Here is a 19,118-nt window from a genome sequence, read left to right as displayed (position 1 = left end):
TGGTCAACGAAGGCCAAGCCAAGCGGCTTGGCCTCGTCCAGGGCTTTCAATTCGCGACCGGAGTCATGTCGAAGGCGCGCAGCCAGTCGTCTGGACGCGGGGTCCATTCGACGCTGTTGCGCACGGCATAGGTCGTCGGTTGTGAATAGAGAAACAGCATCGGCGCAAAATCACGCATATATTCGGTGATCTCGGCCACCAGTTTGGCCTTTTCCTCGTCTGTCTCAGCGTTCAGATAGGCTTCATAGAGCTTGTCGTAGCCTGGATCCTTCGCTTGGTTCGACGCTCCCGCCGAGCGGAAATAGATCAGAAAGCCTCGAGCCGACATGTCGTAGGCCGCATAGCCTACAAAACGCATCGGCGCTGCGGTTTCCGGGTTGTTTCCCTGCTGCGTCATGGTCTGCATCGGCATCTGCTCGATATTGACCTTCACTCCGATCTGGGCGAGCTGCGCGGCGACAACCTGGGCGATCTGATCGCCCGCCACATAGGCGCCGGTCGGCACGCTCATCGTCGTCGTGAACCCGTTAGGGTATCCAGCCTCGGCCAGGAGAGCCTTTGCCTTCTCCGGATCATAGGGATAGGCTTTGAGATCGGGATTGTAGCCCGTATAGATCGGGCTAAACACTTGACCTTCAAGCGCCTTGCCATAGCCGCTCAACAGCGTTTCCGTGATCTGCGGAACGTTGACTGCGTAGTTGAGTGCCTGACGAACCAGCTTATTATCGAACGGTTCTTTAGTGGTGTTGTACCAGAGATAGACGCTGCGCGAACTGTCGATGGCGCCTACATTGAACTCGCCAGTTGCCTCGATCTGCTTCAGATCCTGTGGATCAAGGATGGTGGCGACGTCGACCTCGCCGGCCAGAAGCCCGGTCAGCCGCTGCGCCGGCGAGCGCAGCACCTTCATCTCGGCGTTGCTGAAAGCGGGTTGTTCTCCGTAGTAGTCGGGGTTGGCTTCGAGGACCGCCCCCGCTTCCGGATCAAAACTGACCAGCCTGTAAGGACCGGAGGCATTCGCCTCCAGCTTGGGGTTGTGGCTATTCGCCCATTCCGTATCGAGGAAGTAGATATAGGACATCCGGCGCAGGAAGTCCGGATACGGGCTTGAAAGCGTAAAGCGCACGCGGGTCGGCGTCACCGCTTCGACGCTCTTGATGACCGGCTTCAGATCGGCTGCGAACGTAAAGCCCAGTTCGGCGTCGAACATGCGGGAAAAGTTCGCCACGATCTCGTCGGCGTCCAGCGGCGTTCCGTTCTCGAACCGGGCCGCCAGATTCAGCTCGAACTCCCATATCAAAGGCTCTGGCTGCTCCCATTGCGTCGCGAGGTCGCCGACGACCTCCAACTCCGGCGTAATCCGGGTCAGGCTGGAATAGATGTTGCTTTGAAGTGTGACTTCGGCCCGAGGATTGACGCCCTCATGGGGATCGAGACCACGAAACCCAAGCGGGATGGCGATTCTGACGGTGCTGCTGTCCTGCGCTGCAGCCGATCCCACATATTGTAGTGACCCGAACTGCATCGACAGTGCGATCGAGAAGGCAAGGCCGAGGCGGAGCAATGCTCGCCGGCCAAAGTCGCAGCGTGAGAAGCTCATTTCATGTTCCTTTCCTCTTTATACGGCGAGCTGGTTTGTTGATTCTCCAGCTTCTTTTTGTGCGTTTGGGAGCGACTGACGGGGTAATGGCACGCGACCGAAATTCCCCCGCCTAGATGCTCCAAGCTCGGCTCGATGCTTTCGCAGATGACCTGGCGTTGCGGGCACCTGGTATGAAACCTGCAGCCGGCGGGGGGCTGGTCCGGCGATGGCAAGTCGCCCCGCAGCCTTTCGCCCATCATCTTGGCGCCCGGTATGGAGGCAAGAAGCGCTCGTGTGTAAGGATGGGCAGGGTTCCTGAAAAGCGCATCGGTTGGCGCCAACTCCACCAGCTTTCCAAGATACATCACCGCAACGCGATCGCACATGTAGCGCACCACGTTCAGGTCGTGCGATATGAACAAATATGTCAGTCCGCGCTCCCGCTGGAGTCTTCGGAAGAGGTTAAGGATCGTCGCCTGAACTGAAACGTCGAGCGCTGAGACGCTTTCATCCGCGATGATTAGTTTGGGGTCTTGCGACAGCGCCCGCGCGATGCCCACCCGCTGGCGTTGGCCCCCAGATATTTGCGCTGGGCGCTGATCGATCAATTCCTGCGAAAGGCCGACCTCATCCATCAGTGCCGCAGCACGTTTGCGGCGCTCGGCTTTTGCCAGTCCGTTATAGCTCAACGGCTCGGCAATGATCTCTCCTATGGTCATGCGCGGATCGAGCGAGGAATACGGGTCCTGAAAGATCATCTGAACATCGCGCCGCCATTGCCGGCGACCAGAACCCAGATCGCTTAGCGGCTGGCCGCGATAGATAATCCGGCCTTGGGTTGGATGGTCGATACCTGCGATAAGGCGCGCCAGCGTGGATTTCCCGCAGCCGGATTCGCCGACGACGCCAAGCGACTCGCCTTCGAAAATCTCGAGCGTCACTCCAGCTACTGCCTGCCGCTGCTTGAGCGGTGCCCGCGTAACGAGGTGGCGCGACAATATGAAAGAGCGACTGACCGCTTCGCTCTTGACCAGCGGCACTCGACTGGCGGCCGGCAACCGCGCAACGACGTCGATTGGCGGGTCGGGAAGACGATTGGTCTTGCTCAGCGGTTGGATACAGCGAAACATACGGCCGTCGGCGGCAATGCTCGCCGCAGGAAGCGTTAGTTCGCATTGGGCCGTGGCCAGGGCGCAGCGCGGCGCGAAGCGGCAGCCGGAAGGCGGGTTTGCCAGACTCGGCGGCGCTCCTTCGACGGGATTGAGCACCGTTCCGGGGGACACCTTGTTCGGGGTCGAGGCGAGCAGCCCAGCCGTATAGGGGTGGATTGGGTCATTGAGCAGGGCTTTGGTAGGACCCTCCTCGATGATGTTGCCGGCATACATAACGGCGACCCGTTGGGCGCGGTCCGCGACCACGTCGATGTCATGCGTGACGAGCAACACGGCCAGTTGAAGGTCGCGGCGGAACGCATCAATCAGATCCAGAATTTGCGTCTGGATCGATACGTCAAGCGCCGTCGTCGGTTCGTCAGCAATCAGCAGCTTTGGGCTACGAGCCAGCGCGAGGGCGATCACCACTCTCTGCGCGAGTCCGCCCGAAAGTTCATGCGGGAAATCGACCAGGCGGTCCCAGGCACGTGGCACCCCCACCATGTCCAGAAGCTCGGCTGCGCGCCGGTTGGCGGCATCACCTCTCAGGGGCAACGCCTCTCGCAGCTGCGCGCCAATGTTCATTCGCGGATTTAGCGCGGTGGCGGGGTTCTGGAATACGACGCCAATATGCTCGGCGCGGAATTTGCGGCGGGCATCCGGCGACAGACTCGCCAAATCGACACCGTCAAGTGCGATCCGCCCTTCGGCAATAAATCCGCCTTCCGGGAGAAGCCCCGCGATCGACATCGCCGACATGGTTTTCCCGCAACCGGATTCACCCACGATCCCGAGGCACTCTCCTGGCCCAATAGAGAAGGAGATGCCGTTGACCGCGATGATCGGTCCGGCCGAGCCATCAAGTCGGGTCACGAGCCCCTGCACATCCAGAACGGGTCCGCTCATGACTTTTTCCAGCCCTGAAAACGGATCATCCCGCGGACGGAGAGGCGGCCGGCAAGCCAGTCCCCGGAGAGCTGAATGCCTAGGATGAGGAGCATCAGCATGACACCAGGAGCGACCGACAGCCACCATGCGGCGCCAAGCTGCGATTGACCCGCGGCGACCATCTGGCCCCAGTCGGGCGTTGGCGGCTGGACGCCTAGACCAAGATAACTGAGCGACGCTTCCAAAAGCAGGCTTGTGGACAGGTTCAGAGTGGTCGTGACGATAGCAAGCGGCATTACGTTCGGCAGGTAATGGCGCAGGATGATCTGCCCGGTTGATCCGCCCCCCATTTCCGCGGCTTCGATAAAATTCTGCCGGCGCAAGCTCATCGCATGGGCGCGCGTCAGCCGGAACTGCGATGGCCAGGTCGCTAATGTGATGACGATAACCAGATTGATGAGGTTTACTCCTGCGAAGGCGAGGAGGACGAGCGCCAAAATGATCGATGGCATGGCGAGCTGAATATCGGCGAGCCGGCCCAAAAACTGGTCGATCCAGCCTCCGCGCGCTCCGGCGAGAACTCCCAGCCCCACGCCGACGATTGCGGAAAGCAGGCAGGCGCTGCCGGCGATTAAAAGCGGCATTCGCCCGCCGTATAAAATGCGCGACAGCAAATCCTGCCCGATCGCATCGGTTCCGAGGATATGCGCCGAGTTCAGGTTTGGCGCAGCGTAAAGGTTGTAGAGGTCCTGATCAGAGGGCGAGAAAGGAGAGATCGAGGGCGCCAGGATTGTCAGGCCGACAATAAGCACGACAAGCGAAATGCCGATGGCGCCGGGCACTGTCATGCCGATTCGAATGCGACCGCGCTGCGGTTGAGTAGCGGCTATCACTGAACGCTCCTTTGGCGCGGATCGAGTATCGCGCTCAGGATGTCGACGAGCAGATTGACCAGGACGAAAACGATCGCGACGAAGCTCACGCTTGCCAGGACAACCGGGAAGTCCTGATTGTTAAGCGCGCCTACGGCGAGCTGCCCGATGCCCGGCCAGCTGAAGATCGTCTCTACAACGACTGCTCCACCAAGCATGGCACCAAGCTGCAGCCCAATCTGATTGAGAACGGGAATAAGCGCGTTAGCGGCGACGTGGCGCAACCGGACCATTCGCGGCGACACTCCTTTGGCAAGTGCCGTGCGGACATGATCGGCATTCTGGACATCCAGAATAGAAGTGCGGAACACGCGAGCGATTGCCGGTGCTACATAAATGCCTAGCGTCAGAGATGGCAGGACCAGATGCAGCGGACTGCCCCCGCCCGCGCTCGGCAGCCAGCGCAGCTTGATCGAGAAAGCCAGGACCAGCAGCACGCCTAGGAGAATCGGCGGGAACGCCTGCAGCGCCATCACGACGGCCATCGGAATTTCACGCAACATCCAATGTTTCGCGAAGGCCGAGGCATAGCCTATTGCAAGGCCCAGGACGGTTCCTAGAGACATCCCGCAGAGCGCGAGGATCAGCGTGTTGGGAAACCGTTCGAACACCAATGCCATTGGCGAGGTGGCGTATCGCAGCGAGTTTGGAAAATCGCCGGTTGCCACATTCTTGAAGAAGATCAGGTACTGCACGAGGAGCGGCTGGTCGTATCCGTAGAGGCGGCGCACACGCTCGATATCCTCGACGCTTGCAGACGGCGATACCAGGGAGGAAGCCGGGTCTCCGCCCAAATTAAGGGCGAGGAACACGATTGTCAGGGCACCCCAGATCGCAAAGACAGCTCCTGCCGATCGGCTGAGCAGGTAAGGGAGTGTCACCGGGGGCCGATAGCGGAGTTTGCGGGAGGGGGCAGAGGTGCTCATCTATGATTATTCCCGACGCGAGACGACCAGGATCAGTGGTTGGCCAGTAGTGCGCATGGAGCTCGTTTCCTCAATTTTTTGCAAGCCTTTCGGGCAGCGTAGCGCCACGATCGGCATGCGGCAGGAAGCCAAGTGACAACGCTTGGCCTGCCGGATGTTCTCCGTCTGGATCACCGCATCGATGTGTTCGAAAACTCAGCATGTCCGAGAAGGTACCAAATTTCTATCTTGCGTATCACACGCAAATGCGATCATGTTGTTTTCGGAATCTGCAAAGTTGAGCGTGCCATGGACAGCCTCAAATCAATGGAGCTTTTCGTCTTAGCAGTTCAGAGGGGCAGCCTATCTGCGGCCGGGAGGCACTTCGGAATGGCTCCCGCATCGGTTTCACGTTACGTGAATGCACTGGAGGACCGGCTTGGCACGCGGCTTCTAAATCGCACAAGCCGGTCGTTGACCCTGACCGAGGCGGGTGAAGCATATCTTGCCACTGCCGCGAGCGTTATCGAGCAGTTGGCAGCGGCGGAAACAAGGGTTGCCGAACTGGGCAAGACGCCCAGTGGCACCTTGCGCGTGCACAGCCGCATCTTCGTCGGAAGCCAGTTTATCGTGCCCTACGTACCGCAATTCCTAAAGCGGTACCCCGACATAAATCTCGTTCTGATGCTTTCGAATGAGGAAATCAATCTCGCGGAATCCAATGTCGATCTCGATATAAGGCTCGGTAAGCTCAACGACTCGGACCTCATTGTCTCAAAACTGGCTGAAACGGAACGTTGCGTTGTTGCCTCGCCAAAATACCTGGATGCAGCGCCCACTATTACCTCCCCAGCCGATCTTTCCCAGCATAGCTGCCTCGTCTATACCAAGCACATCGGCAGTTCCGTTTGGTCCTTCATCAACAAGGATGGGCTGCGGTCCGATGTCCGCGTGAGCGGGCGCTATACCACCGACTATGGCCCTTCCTTGAAAACTCTAGCGGTTGCCGGATTCGGGCTGGCTCTTCTGCCCGAATGGTCGGTATTCGAGGACGTGGCAGCCGGGCGGCTGGTGCGGCTCTTCGCTGACCATAGGGTCAGCCACATCGGCTATGATTTTGATAACGGCGTTTACTGCGTCTGGCAGCGCGATCGGCATCAAGCGCTTAAGACACGGCTATTTATCGACCATCTGAAATCCTGTTTTTCTCAATCCGCGGGCGGTCCGTTGAATGTGTACGCCGCCTGACCGGTCTTGTGATTGATGCAAGGGCACCTTTCCGAAATGTAAAAAGACGCCGTTGGTCCGCAACTGTTACTCTCATGCTAAAGGGTCGAGGCAAGGGAGCGCAGGGGTGTCGACCACCAACAGGCGCCTGATCCAAAGTTCTCATTGGGGAGCATTCACCGCGACGTTGCAAGGCGGCGTATTGGATGTCATGCCCCTGCGGGGTGACCCGGACCCTTCAATCTTGATCGGGAATGTCGCGGACGCGGTCCGTCCTGCCTGCCGTATCGACCGACCGATGGTTCGCCGCGGGTGGCTAGAGAAGGGGCCTGGTCCTGATGCGAACAGAGGCCGGGAGCCCTTCGTGCCAGTATCTTGGGATAAGGCGCTTGATCTCATCGCAGCGGAGTTGGTCAGGGTGCGCGATCGCTGCGGCCTTGACGCGATTTACGGGGGCTCCTACGGCTGGTCGAGTGCTGGCCGCTTCCATCACGCTCAAAGCCAGCTCCATAGATTTCTCAACAAAGCTGTAGGTGGATACACGCGCTCGGTGGGCAACTACAGTGCTGGTGCCGCGCAGATACTCGCTCCCTTTATCATCGGCAACATAGATTGGACAAACCGCAGTTCCGCCATATGGGCAGGGGTGGAGGCCGATTGTGACTTGATGGTCTGCTTCGGCGGCATGGCATCGAAGAATGCTGCGGTGAGTTCGGGCGGCGTATCGCAGCACACCGTTTCCAGCAGCATTCGTCGAATGCTGGAGCGTGGCGGACGCATTGTGCTGGTCAGTCCGTTGCGGAGCGACATCGATGCGCATCGCGGCGTCGAATGGCTCCCGGTTCGCCCGCTTTCCGATGTGGCGCTGATGCTTGGTCTGGCGCATGTGCTGGTTGAGGAGGATCTTCTCGATCGCACTTTTTTGGATTCTCACTGCGAGGGATTTGATATCTTCGAGCACTACCTGCTCGGGCTTGCCGGCGGTCCGGCACTGGATGCTGATTGGGCAGCATCTAAAACTGGTATCGCCGCTTCATCGATCCGTGATCTCGCGCGCCAAATGGCGGCGGGTCGAACACTGGTCACGGTGAGCCAGTCCCTTCAACGGGCTGAACACGGGGAACAACCCGTCTGGGCGGCCTTCGCCCTCGCGGCAATGCTCGGCCAGATTGGATTGCCAGGCGGTGGCTTCTCCTACGGCCTTGGTTCCCTGGCGAATGTCGGTAAGCCGCCGCTTGCTGTACCTCTTCCTACGCTGCCGCAGGGTATCAACGGGTCTGATAGCTTTATCCCCGTGGCGCGAATCGCCGACATGCTGCTCAATCCCGGTGAGCGCTATCGCTATCGTGGGGAAACTCGCGTTTATCCGGACATTCGCCTCGTCTACTGGTCGGGCGGCAATCCGTTTCATCACCATCAGGACCTCAATCGTCTTATGAAGGCCTTCGAGCGTCCTGATACTGTCATCGTCCACGAGCCTTATTGGACAGCCAGCGCGCGCCGGGCCGACATCGTGCTGCCCGTTTCCGTCACGCTAGAGCGTGACGACATTGGCGCTGCCGCAAATGATCCTCGGATGTTCGCTATGCGTCGAGTGGTTGAGCCACCAGTGGCGGTGCGCGATGAGTACGCAATCTACAGCGAGCTTGCCCGCCGGCTAGGACGTGAACTGGAGTTCACCGAGGGCCGCGACATCGATGAATGGCTTTCGCATCTTTATGATCAAACCCGCGCTGCGCTGATTGAGCGGGGGTTGGACGCTCCTGATTTTGCGGAGTTCGTGGAGCGTGGCGAGATAGAACTGCCCGTTCTCCAGGATCCCGGCCCGCTCGAGCGCTTCCGCGCTGATCCGGTGGCTGCTCCGCTGCCCACGCCTTCGGGACGCCTCGAGATCTTTTCGCGGACCATTGCCGGTTTTGGAGAAGAGGATTGCCCCGGACATCCTGCATGGCTGGAGCCGGAGGAGTGGCTTGGTGCCCCGGCTGCGAAGCAGTTTCCGATACAATTGATCGCGAACCAGCCGGCCACCCGTTTGCACAGTCAACTCGATTTCGGCCGGATCAGCCTCGCCTCGAAAATCAAAGGACGCGAGCCGATCACGCTGAACGCCATGGACGCTGCGGAACGTGGCATTGCAGAGGGCGATATTGTTCTGGTGCGCAACGCTCGCGGTGCATTCCTGGCTGGGGCGCGGCTTTCAAATGATTTGATAACCGGCGTTGCCCAGATCGCCACCGGCGCCTGGTTCGATCCACGGTTGATAGAGGGAGTTGGACACGTCTGCGTTCACGGCAATCCGAATACGGTTACGCGCGACGTTGGAACTTCGGCCCTTACGCAGGGGTCGACCGGCCAGCTTTGCCTCATACAGATAGAGCGTTTTGAGGGGCCTTTGCCCGAGATTCGAGCTCACACTCCACCGGAGATCGTACAGCCGGACGGGGATCTTTAATCAAATTGTAAAGCTGCCGTCCCGAACCGGCAGGTGCCGGGGATAATTTGAAGGTGGTAGCTAGGATACAATCGGCAGAAGCAGCCGGTTTCGCAGTCTAGACGCCCATCGCGCAGAGGTTTTCAGTGAGAGAGACCGCGTCCGATATAGATGGTGCCGGCCTAAAGCTTCGCGGGATAAGCAAATCCTTCGGAAATCTCCAGGCATTGAGCAGAATGGACCTGTCGGTGCCGAGGGGCGAGCTGATGGCCCTTCTGGGACCGTCAGGCTGTGGCAAGTCCACCACATTGAGGATCATTGCTGGATTCGAGCAGCCAGATACCGGAAAGGTGCTGATCGCCGGCAAAGATGTAGTGCATCTGCCGCCGAACCGCCGCGGTTTAGGCATGGTGTTCCAAGACTACAGCCTATTCCCCCATATGACCGTGGCCGAGAATGTGGGCTTCGGACTGAAAATTGCCGGCCTTGCGCGTGCTGAGATAGCGAAGAGGGTACGCGAAGCCTTGAAACTCGTACAGTTGAGCGGTCGCGACGACTACTTCCCGACGCAGCTCTCCGGCGGCCAGCAGCAGCGGGCGGCGCTTGCCCGTTCGCTGATCATGCGGCCTTCACTCCTGTTGCTGGACGAGCCTTTAGGCGCACTCGACAAAAATCTGCGTGAGAATATGCAGTTCGAATTGCGGCGGATCCAGCGGACGATGGACATCACCACGGTGATGGTGACGCATGACCAGGAGGAGGCGCTGACCCTTGCAGACCGGATTGCGGTGATGGTCGACGGTCGCGTTTTGCAGGTCGGCACGCCGCTTGAGGTTTATGAGAGTCCCGCAAATCGCGTCGTCGCCGAGTTTCTGGGTACCGCCAATATTTTCGAAGGCGTCGCCGACCGCCACACCATACGAGTTGCTTTGGGCGATCGTACTGAGGTGCTCGCGGCCCAGCCCGAACTGCGTGACGGCGCTGTACTCCTTGGCATCCGTCCTGAGAAGATGTGGATATCGGGAGAGCGAAACAGCCGTGGCAACGCGGTGGCCGGAACAGTTATCGGCCACGTTTTTCGCGGCACCGCGCATGTTTACGAGGTGGAGGTCGGCCCCAATCTCGCACCGGTCCAGGTTCTGGAGCAGGCGAACAGCCGCCATGATACGCGCGTCTATTCGCTGGGAACTTCAGTTTGGATCGGTTGGCGGCCCGAGGATGCCTTCGTGTTCCCTGCAGAGCGGGAGGGGCGTGCATGAATGTGGAGCCTTCCGGAAGCAGCCGGCAAGCCATTGATGTCCAAACGAATAAACCAGTCCAAGCAAAAGGGGAGTGTGCATGAAAATCTCCAGACGCCAGGTCATGACATCCGCAGGAGCCGCGACGCTCCTCAGCTTCGTACCTTCCATAGGGCGAGCACAGAATAAGCGCATCACTGCGACCACTTATGCCGGCGCCTTTGACGAGGCGATGCAGAACGCCTTCGTAAAGCCGTTCGTCGAGCGTACCGGCATTCAGGTGGATTTCCTGATGGGCAACAGCCTACAATGGCTCTCACAGGTTGAAGCAAGCCCGCAGAACCCGCCCATCGACGTGGTGCTGATAAGTTCCGCATTGATGAACGACACTGCGGAGAAGGGTCTTTTCGAGGCGCCGTCGGTTGAGAAGGTGCCGAATATGGCACATGTGGATCCGATCTTCGTCAAGGCCAATGCTGGCGGCGCGGTCGCATTCAACTACGGCTTTCACGGAATCGCTTACCACAAGGAACGAGTGGCCGAGCCCCCGAAGACCTTCATCGAGTTTATCGAACGGACCAAGGCTGGTGACTGGATGGCAGGCCTTCCTGGGATCAATTATCCCGCTACTTTTACCGTGGTCATCTGGCGTTTGAATCAGCTTCTCGGCGGGGAGATTGACGACATAACGCCGGTCATCGAAACGCTGAAGGAAATGCGTGAGAATACCGTTTTCTGGGCGAATTTCTCGGATTTCGAAAGTCAGATGCAGACGGGCGAAATCGATATTTCGCTGTTCCCTGACGGCCGGGCCTGGGCGATGGTCGATGCCGGTGCCGACTGGCTGGGCTTCTATTCGCCGGAAGAGGGTGGGGTGCTCGGCCCGACAGCTGCCGCGAAGCCGCTGAACGCCAAGCCCGAGGCCTGGCAGTTCATCAACGAACTGCTCGACCCGAAGGGACAGGCTGCCTTTGCGGACCGGATGAACTATGGGATGACCAACGAGACAACGGTTTATCCGGACAAATTCGCGGCCCGCCGCGTCGACTGGCGCGATCTAACTGTGCCTCCTTTCTCCGAGATTTCCGCGCGTATCCCCGAATGGACCGAGCGCTGGAACAAAGAAATCGGCGCGTGACAGCGTGATGGGCGATGGGAAGGGCGCGACTTTGATCGGCGCACTTGATGCCGGAATATCGGTGGTACGGCGGCCGCGCCGCCGTGCCATTCAATTTGTGCCTCGCAGCCTCGTCCTGCCGATCGTCCTTTTCCTGATCGTGTTCTTCGTACTGCCACTGGCGGAGAATGTCTTCCGTAGCTTCGATCCGGAAACCGGGCGCGAGCACTACGTTAAGATCTTCACCGACGTTTATTACCTTGAGGTGATAGCCGTAACGCTGGCTCTCAGCCTTGGCGTCACGGTGCTGTGTCTCCTGATCGCTTACCCGGTGTCCTACACGCTTGTGCGCCACTCCGGTCGCTGGAGCGGCGTGCTGGTCTTCATTGTCATTGCGCCACTCCTCACCTCCATCATCATGCGCAGCTTCAGCTGGCTGGTCCTGCTCTCGCGGCAGGGCCTCGTCAACGGAGTGCTATTGGATATGGGGCTGATTGATCGGCCAATTCGCATGTCCGCCGGGCTCCTGCCGGTGACGATCGCGCTCGTCCACGTGATGATTCCATTCATGGTGTTGTCCATCGCGCCGGCAATCCAGGCGATAAATCCCCGCCTTGAGGAGTCGGCACGCATACTTGGCGCCAGCCGCATTCGCACCTTTCTCACGGTGACATTTCCGCTCAGCCTCGACGGCGTCGCGACGGGAATGATCCTCGTGTTCATGATGGTAAACGGAAGCTTCGTGACGTTGCAGATTCTCGGTGGCGGCGCGGTACAGACCTTGCCGCTGCTGATCTACCAGCAGTTTAACCTGACCCGCGATTTTGGCTTTGGAGCCGCGATGTCAAATGTTCTCCTCGCAATAGCAATCATCTGCCTCTGGCTTCAGATATCATTGATCCAGCGGCGAGGAGCGGAGGCGCGGTAGATGCTGACTCATCGCGCTGTCGAACGCCTGATCAATGGCGGTCTCCTGTTCTACACACTGGCATTTTCGATCTTTATGCTGGCGCCCATCCTGATTGTAGTGATTGTTGCCTTCTCGGCCAATTCCTACGTCAGTTTCCCAATCGAGAATTGGTCGTGGCGATGGTTCCAGCGGCTGTATGAGTACCGCCCCTATTTCGATAGCTTTGTTGTAACGTTGAAACTCGCCGTACTGTCGGCATTCTTCGCCTGTCTCCTTGGCGTGCCTGCCGCGCTGGTCCTCTCCCGAAGCCGCGGGAAGTTTGCCAATGCGGTCATGACGTTCATGCTGTCGCCTCTCTCCATTCCTTCCATTGTGCTCGGCTTTGCCATGCTCTTCTATCTGTCGCGTATCGGTCTCGGCGTCAGCTTCATATCGCTCCTGATCGCCCATGTGGTGGCATCCATCCCCTACATCGTGCGCACTGTGGGCGGGCAGTACCGCAGCATGACGCCGGGCTTCGAGGAATCTGCGATGATACTCGGCTGCAACGGCTGGCAAACATTCTGGTATGTCACCTTTCCCATGATCCGCGGAGCAATCCTTGCCGGCGCTATCTTCGCCCTCATTATTTCCATCGACAACGTCTCGCTTTCTCTCTTCTTTTCCAGTCCCACCACCGCGACCCTGCCGGTGGTCATGCTGAGTTACCTCGAGAGTTCGTTCGATCCCTCGATTGCCGCGGCGAGCACGGTGCAGCTGATCATCGCTGTCGTGCTGCTTTTCGTCATCGAGCGCCTCTACGGCCTGAGAGGCATCACTGGCTGAGGCTGAACTATCTAGGGAAATTCGAAATGGCCGCACGAAAGACAGCTATCGACCTGATGGTGAATACCGACTGGTTGCTGAAGCACCTGGACGATCCCGATCTGGTTGTCGTCGACTGCACCTGGACGCTGAAGGATGCCGCTCGGCGGGGGCGGGAACTCTACCTCGACCGGCACCTTCCCGGCGCCCGCTTTCTCGACATTGAGAAGGTGGCGGACACTGCCTCGCCCTACGCCACGATGCTGCCGACGCCGGAGGTATTCGCTTCCGCCATGGGGGAGCTTGGAATATCGCGCGATACCCGCGTGGTCGTCACCGCCGACGGCTATACCTCCGGCCGCGGTTGGTTCCTCTTTCGTGTGATGGGTCATCCCTGGGTGCGTATCCTTCAAGGCGGCAACGACGCCTGGGCGCTTAAGAACTACCCGCTGGAGGCCGGGGAACCGCCGGTGGTCGAGCCGAGATCTTACATTCCGGCTCCTGAAACGGAACGCGTGGTCGCCCTGCATGAAATGAAGGAAATCATAGCCACGGGAAGCGCAGCCGTGGTCGACGCCCGCAACACGCCGCGATTTACTGGCGAAGCAGGATTGAGCCACGGCGACCTGCCGGGCGGACACATGCCCGGCGCCGTAAACATCCCTTATGGGAGATTTCTCGACGAACACGGCGGATTCGTCAGTCCAGAAACCGCTGCCCGCATCTTTGCCGAGCACGGTGTGCCCGAGAGCGGTTCGGTCGTCGTAACCTGCGGTTCGGGCATCTCGGCGCTGGTCCCGGGACTGATGCTGGAACAGCTCGGGCGCGATTGGCGGCTCTATGATGGTTCATGGAATGAATGGGTACAGCAGCCCGATACTCCAAAGGTAATCAGCCGGGCTGAAGGAGGTTCGAAATGACCATGCTCCGCATCGGTACGGGGCGCTATGATCGTGTCATGCCGATCGCCGACCGCGAGGTGACGATACCCGGCTATGACCTCTCGCTCGACTATATGCACGTGAGAAAAATACCTCCTGCCGTCTGGGGAACGGAGGATCTCGATCTGGCCGAGGTCGCTTTCGGCCAACTTCTTGAAAAGCTCGATTCGGGCGACAGTCGGTATCTCGGCTTGCCGATCTTCCCCTCGGTCGCCTTTCGCCACGACAGCGTCTTTGCCGTTGCCGGTGGCCCGGTGCGCACCCTTGCCGATCTCCAGGGCGCACGGATCGGCACAACGCAATATTTCGGTACCACCACAATTTGGATAAAGGCGATGCTGGAACGCCAGTACGGCCTCGATCTTTCCGCTGTTGATTGGACAATCGGTCCGCTCTCGCGTCCAGCCGGCGAAATCCGCCGTCACCACGCAGATGGCGCCAGGGTAGTTTATCTGGAGCCGGGCGACAGCCTTGAAGCGAAGGTGGACCGTGGTGAATTGGACGCGATCCTCTCATATGTTCCGCCGCGGCAGCTTCGAGAGGGGCAGATGCGTCGTCTGATCACAGATGTGCCGGTTGCCGAGCGGGATTGGATGGCGCAGACGGGATCGGCACCGCTGCTTCATCTCCTGATATTACGTACAAGTCGCGCCAGCGCCGATCCAAAGCTGGCGCGAGAGCTCGTTCATGCCTTCAGGCAGGCGCGCGACATCGCCATTGCACGCTTGCGCGAAACGGCTTGTCTTACGGCGTCGATACCCTTCCTGCCGCGCGTAATAGAAGAAGCCGAGACCCTGCTTGGACCATCGATTTGGCCCTGTGGCCAGGCTGAGGCTCGTTTGGGGATAGAGGCATTCCTCGACTACGCACATGCACAAGGTCTCACCTCTCGTCGCTTGAGGGCAGACGAGGTGTTCTTGCACACCGGGGATATGGAATGATTTCCCTCACAATCGACCTTTTTCCGGAAGTTCCTATCGCTGACGGTGTTTTCCGGGGGGTTCTCACCCCCTCGACCAAGCGCTTTGACGACGGTCTACCGTCGGCTGCTATCGTTCTTGATGCGAAGGAGCCTGCGGGTGGCTCCCGCCTGTTGCTTTCAGTGCTGGCTACCAGGGGCGGGGATTTCGGTGATAGCCTCGCCCGCGCACAGGGGCTTTTTGTAGTGATGGCCAATCCGCTCGCGGGGCGAGAGGATGCGTTCAGGCAATTCTACGTCGACAGGCATATGGGCGAGATGCTGGCGCTCGACGGCATATTGGCCGGTGCTTTATGCCAAAGCAACGGCGAGGGGCCGGTGTTTGTTTCTCTGTTCCCATTGCTGGATTGTGTTACTGCCGCTGCGTCGCTGGCAGCGGTGCGGGGGACGGACCGGTTGGCACCCAATCCCGAAGTCGACCGCGCGACTTCGCGGCCGGGTTTCTACGACAGATGGAAATAGCGGTAGGGGTCGCACCTCCAACTCAGTCCGTGCCGGTTGATGCGGTCTCGCCCAGCGCTCCGGACATCACTATGCGTCCGATCTCGACAGGATCCAAGCCATAGTCTGCCAGGATTGCATGGGTATCTTGACCTAACGCCGGAGCGGGGCGGGCGTGCCTCAGATCAAATTCGCTCATGTGAAATGGCGATGCGACGGTCGGCACATGCTTTCCTTGCTGCTCCAAGATGACGCGTCCGCCGATCGCGGCGAGCTGTGGCGATGAAGCTGCTTCGCCAACCGAGTTCACCTTTGCCACGACGACCTTCTCCTTACCAAGTCGGCGGACCAATTCGGTAGTGGTTAGCTTCCGCGTGACGGCCGATAACGCCTCGACCAAAGCCTCACGGTTCTGCTGGCGGTCGAAAACTCTTGCAAACTCCGGCACGTCCAGCGTCGCTGCATCGAGAGCATGCGCGCATCGCCGCCACTGCTCGTCCGTGGAAGCGATGATGACCACTTCGCCATCGAGCGCTGGAAACGCCTGGTTGGGCACCGTCAAATGGTTGGCGGTGCCCATTGGCTTCCGCTCGATTCCCGTCATCCAATACTCGGTGTAGAAATGGCCCAGCAGGTGGGCGGCGCTCATCAGCAGAGAGCTGTCGACACGCTGCCCGCGCCCGGTTTTCCATCTGTGCAAGATCGCCGCAAGGATTCCGGCGACGAGCGCAAGACTCCCGTGCATGTCGATGACGGCAGTTCCGCAGCGGACCGGCGGCCGCCCTGGCTCTCCCGTGACCGAGATTAGCCCGCTATATGCTTGTAATGCCAGATCGTTGGCGCCAACCTCGGAGAGGTCGCCCGTGCGCCCGTAGGCCGTGAATTCTGCCTGGATCAGTCGTGGGTTCTCGGATGATAGCTCATCATAACCGAGCCCCAGGCGTTCCATCACGCCGGGGCGAAAATTGCTGACGATTACATCGGAGCTCAACGCCAGCCGCTTAGCCAGAGCCTTTCCCTGCGGGTTGCGCATATCGAGCGATATAGAGCGCTTGTTGCGGTTGAGTGCTATAAACGACGGGCTCATGCCCAACTCGGCCAATTGTTCCGCCGATACCCCGTAATAGCGAGCTTCATCGCCCGCCGGGGGCTCTATCTTGACCACATCGGCGCCGAGATCGCCCAGAACCTGAGTTGCCGCTGGACCCGCGAATACGCGCGTGAAATCCAGAACCCGTATTCCGTCCAGAAGATTCTGCATAGCGCTCCTTCTCCTGCTTTTTCCTGCCGAGCTAGCATTCTTATGGAAGGCGCCGATATTGGTTGAGTGGGTATAATTCCTTTGCGGATCAGGCAAAGCCGGACAGCCCACCGGATCCAGGTAAGGCTGGTTTTCCGATTCTTTAAACATCCACACGCTGTCCTAGGACTAGACTACCGGCCGTTTCGACGGGAGATTCGTTATGGACGGGCCGGTGGTATGGGAACTGCGCGGGAGGGTTCTCCACGTCCTGATCGACAATCCTCCAGTCAACGCCGGATCGCAGCCTGTACGTGCGGGCGTGCTAAAGGCGATAGGCGAGGCCGGCGCGAGCAACGCCGAGGCCGTGGTCATCCAGGGCGCGAACGGAAACTTTGTAGCCGGATCCGATCTGCGGGAGTTTGAGGGCCCGCTTTCACCTCCCGAATGGCCAGAAGTATTCAGCGCAATCGGCAATTGCCCCATTCCCGTGGTGGCGGCCATCGAAGGCGCAGCGCTCGGCGGCGGTTATGAACTGGCGCTTGCCTGCGATGGCCGTATCGCAGCACCCGACGCGGTGGTCGGCTTGCCGGAGGTTGCATTGGGTATCATCCCGGGTGCGGGGGGAACCCAGCGTCTTCCGCGCCTCACCGGGCGAGCCGAGGCGATCCGCCTGATCTGTGGAGCGATCCGTGTACCCGCGAATGAGGCGCTGGCAAAAAGCATGGTAGATCGGATCGCGGAAGACGATCTCATTTCTGCAGCCTGCGACTTTGCCTTGTCGCTCCCGGGCAAGCGGCGCCTCGACGACGCCGCTGTCCCCAAGGAGTCTGCCGAGGTGATCGAGGCTGCGGCGCGGGCAGCCCTTGCCAAGGCGCGAGAAAGCCGCGCGGTCGTTGAAGCAATCGCGTTAATCACGAGAGCGGGCATAGGCAGCACGGCTGAGGCCTTGGCCGAGGAACGATCTGTTTTCCAGGCACTGCGCAAAAGTGAGCAATCGGCTGCGTTACGCTATCTGTTCTTCGCAGAGCGCACCGCCGCGCGCGCGCTGCCCAGGTTCGACAAAGAAAAACGCGTTACGCGTCTCGGTGTCATTGGCGCTGGCACCATGGGGGTGGGATTGGCAGTGAGCCTTCTCGCAGCCGGGAAATCCGTCGTGCTCATCGATAAGGACGATCTTGCGCTTACCCGTGCCAGCGCTGCGGTGAAATCTGGGCTCGCCCGTCTTGAAAGAGGCGGTAAGCTGAAGGAGGCCCCTGACGCTGCGCTGGCACGTCTGGTTGCCTCGAAGGAGCTTTCCGCGGTCGAAAACTGCGAGGTGGTGATCGAGGCCGTAGTGGAAAGCTTTGAGGTCAAGTCGGCTGTTCTCTCGGACCTCCACGCGCGCCTTTCACCCGGCGCAATGGTGGTATCCAATACTTCCTACCTGGATATTGCCGAACTCGCGCGCGCCAGTGGCCGTCCCGATCGCTTTCTAGGCCTGCATTTCTTTGCCCCGGTTCCGGTGATGACCCTTGTAGAGGTGGTGCCGCTGCCGGAGACCTCGTCTCATACGCTCACCGTTGCTACGCAGTTGGTGCGCGACATGGGCAAGGTCGCGGTGCGCGCTGGCCCCTGCAACGGGTTTCTCGGAAATCGGATTTATGCCGCATATAGGAGAGAATGCGAGCTTCTCGTCGAGGAGGGCGCAATGCCTTGGGATGTCGACGCCGAACTGCGGAAACAGGGCTTCCGTATGGGTCCTTTCCAGGTGGGCGACCTTTCGGGCCTCGATATCGGTTGGGCGCTCCGCCGCAGTCGGGATGCAACGCGTGATCCGCGAGAGCGCTATTTCGCGCTGCCGGACACGCTCTACGAAATGGGCAGGCTCGGGCGAAAATCCGGCGCTGGATGGTACGCCTACAGCACTGATTGTCCTGACGGCCAACCCGATCCTGAGGTGGAGAGGCTGGTCCGCACAAACGCCCGCGCCGGCATAGCTGCTCCCGATGCCGAAACCATCCGGCAGCGTGCCATGGGAGCGATCCTAAACGAGGCCGCGCGCGCCTTCGAGGACGGCACCGCCGCCGCCGCGTCGGACATCGATGTCGTTCTGGTGAACGGCTACGGTTTCGCGCGCGAGCGTGGCGGTCCCCTTTGGCAGGCATCACGATTGTCGTCGGACGAGCGCACTCTCATGATTGATCTTGTCGCTCATGCGAACGGTTACGGCTTCACCCGCGGCGATGTTGAGTCCCTCATCGCGGCGCTTACCTGAGCACCCGCATCTTGCGAAGCCGCTTTGTGCCAATGGGGTGAGAACTGGGAAGAACCGGTCGCCAAGAGGAGGCCG

15 protein-coding genes are annotated in these 19,118 nt (G+C 59.7%); 10 read left to right on the top strand and 5 right to left on the bottom strand.

The features are described from left to right. Positions 1-46 precede the first annotated feature (46 nt). The 4 genes from GNP00_RS15050 to GNP00_RS15035 are packed head-to-tail and all read right to left on the bottom strand — an operon-like array spanning position 47 to position 5,479. On the bottom strand, positions 47-1,600 hold the full coding sequence (locus GNP00_RS15050; RefSeq protein ID WP_011583046.1) for an ABC transporter substrate-binding protein: 1,554 nt from the start codon (positions 1,598-1,600) through the stop codon (positions 47-49). Beyond that, a complete protein-coding gene (locus tag GNP00_RS15045; protein WP_011583047.1) occupies positions 1,597-3,639 on the bottom strand; it encodes a dipeptide ABC transporter ATP-binding protein in 2,043 nt (680 codons plus the stop codon). The genes GNP00_RS15050 and GNP00_RS15045 overlap by 4 nt, the downstream gene beginning before the upstream one ends. Continuing rightward, a complete protein-coding gene (locus GNP00_RS15040; RefSeq protein WP_011583048.1) occupies positions 3,636-4,514 on the bottom strand; it encodes an ABC transporter permease subunit in 879 nt (292 codons plus the stop codon). Before GNP00_RS15040 ends, GNP00_RS15045 begins: the two co-directional genes overlap by 4 nt. Further along, positions 4,511-5,479 carry an ABC transporter permease gene (locus tag GNP00_RS15035; RefSeq protein ID WP_011583049.1) on the bottom strand — a complete coding sequence of 323 codons (969 nt, stop codon included), beginning with the start codon at positions 5,477-5,479 and terminating at the stop codon, positions 4,511-4,513. The genes GNP00_RS15040 and GNP00_RS15035 overlap by 4 nt, the downstream gene beginning before the upstream one ends. Positions 5,480-5,767: 288 nt before the next feature. Between GNP00_RS15035 and GNP00_RS15030 the strand changes: the two genes are divergently transcribed. The 9 genes from GNP00_RS15030 (at position 5,768) to GNP00_RS14990 (ending at position 15,567) form a co-directional block, all read left to right on the top strand. After that, positions 5,768-6,706 carry a LysR family transcriptional regulator gene (locus GNP00_RS15030; RefSeq protein ID WP_049764962.1) on the top strand — a complete coding sequence of 313 codons (939 nt, stop codon included), beginning with the start codon at positions 5,768-5,770 and terminating at the stop codon, positions 6,704-6,706. Positions 6,707-6,812: 106 nt separating this feature from the next. Further along, positions 6,813-9,137: a molybdopterin-dependent oxidoreductase gene (locus GNP00_RS15025; RefSeq protein ID WP_011583051.1), complete on the top strand. Its 2,325-nt coding sequence runs from the start codon at positions 6,813-6,815 to the stop codon at positions 9,135-9,137. Positions 9,138-9,352: 215 nt separating this feature from the next. Beyond that, positions 9,353-10,375, top strand: coding sequence for an ABC transporter ATP-binding protein (locus GNP00_RS15020; protein WP_157038240.1), 1,023 nt, complete (start codon positions 9,353-9,355; stop codon positions 10,373-10,375). Between the two features lie 79 nt (positions 10,376-10,454). Then, the gene (locus tag GNP00_RS15015; protein ID WP_011583053.1) at positions 10,455-11,492 is read left to right on the top strand and encodes an extracellular solute-binding protein; all 1,038 of its coding nucleotides are present in this window, start codon (positions 10,455-10,457) and stop codon (positions 11,490-11,492) included. A 7-nt stretch (positions 11,493-11,499) separates the two neighbouring features. Beyond that, a complete protein-coding gene (locus tag GNP00_RS15010; protein WP_166016137.1) occupies positions 11,500-12,399 on the top strand; it encodes an ABC transporter permease in 900 nt (299 codons plus the stop codon). Next, positions 12,400-13,206, top strand: a complete 807-nt coding sequence (locus tag GNP00_RS15005; RefSeq protein WP_011583055.1) for an ABC transporter permease — start codon at positions 12,400-12,402, stop codon at positions 13,204-13,206. Between the two features lie 26 nt (positions 13,207-13,232). Next, complete coding sequence (locus tag GNP00_RS15000; protein ID WP_011583056.1) at positions 13,233-14,105, top strand: sulfurtransferase; 873 nt, start codon at positions 13,233-13,235, stop codon at positions 14,103-14,105. Then, positions 14,102-15,067 (top strand): substrate-binding domain-containing protein, encoded by a 966-nt coding sequence (locus GNP00_RS14995; protein WP_011583057.1) that lies wholly within the window; start codon positions 14,102-14,104, stop codon positions 15,065-15,067. Before GNP00_RS15000 ends, GNP00_RS14995 begins: the two co-directional genes overlap by 4 nt. Continuing rightward, a complete protein-coding gene (locus tag GNP00_RS14990; protein ID WP_011583058.1) occupies positions 15,064-15,567 on the top strand; it encodes a hypothetical protein in 504 nt (167 codons plus the stop codon). The genes GNP00_RS14995 and GNP00_RS14990 overlap by 4 nt, the downstream gene beginning before the upstream one ends. Positions 15,568-15,589: 22 nt before the next feature. Here the strand turns inward: GNP00_RS14990 and GNP00_RS14985 are convergent, their stop codons facing one another. Further along, positions 15,590-16,807 carry a CoA transferase gene (locus GNP00_RS14985; protein ID WP_011583059.1) on the bottom strand — a complete coding sequence of 406 codons (1,218 nt, stop codon included), beginning with the start codon at positions 16,805-16,807 and terminating at the stop codon, positions 15,590-15,592. A 202-nt stretch (positions 16,808-17,009) separates the two neighbouring features. On the opposite strand from GNP00_RS14985, the gene GNP00_RS14980 reads away from it, so the two are divergent. After that, positions 17,010-19,043 (top strand): 3-hydroxyacyl-CoA dehydrogenase NAD-binding domain-containing protein, encoded by a 2,034-nt coding sequence (locus GNP00_RS14980; RefSeq protein ID WP_011583060.1) that lies wholly within the window; start codon positions 17,010-17,012, stop codon positions 19,041-19,043. The last annotated feature ends 75 nt before the right edge of the window (positions 19,044-19,118 follow it).

The organism is Chelativorans multitrophicus, from assembly GCF_011317445.1.
Taxonomy (GTDB): domain Bacteria; phylum Pseudomonadota; class Alphaproteobacteria; order Rhizobiales; family Rhizobiaceae; genus Chelativorans; species Chelativorans multitrophicus.
The sequence above is the reverse complement of the archived record's forward strand: the minus strand, read 5'-3'. Positions and strand labels throughout refer to the sequence as shown.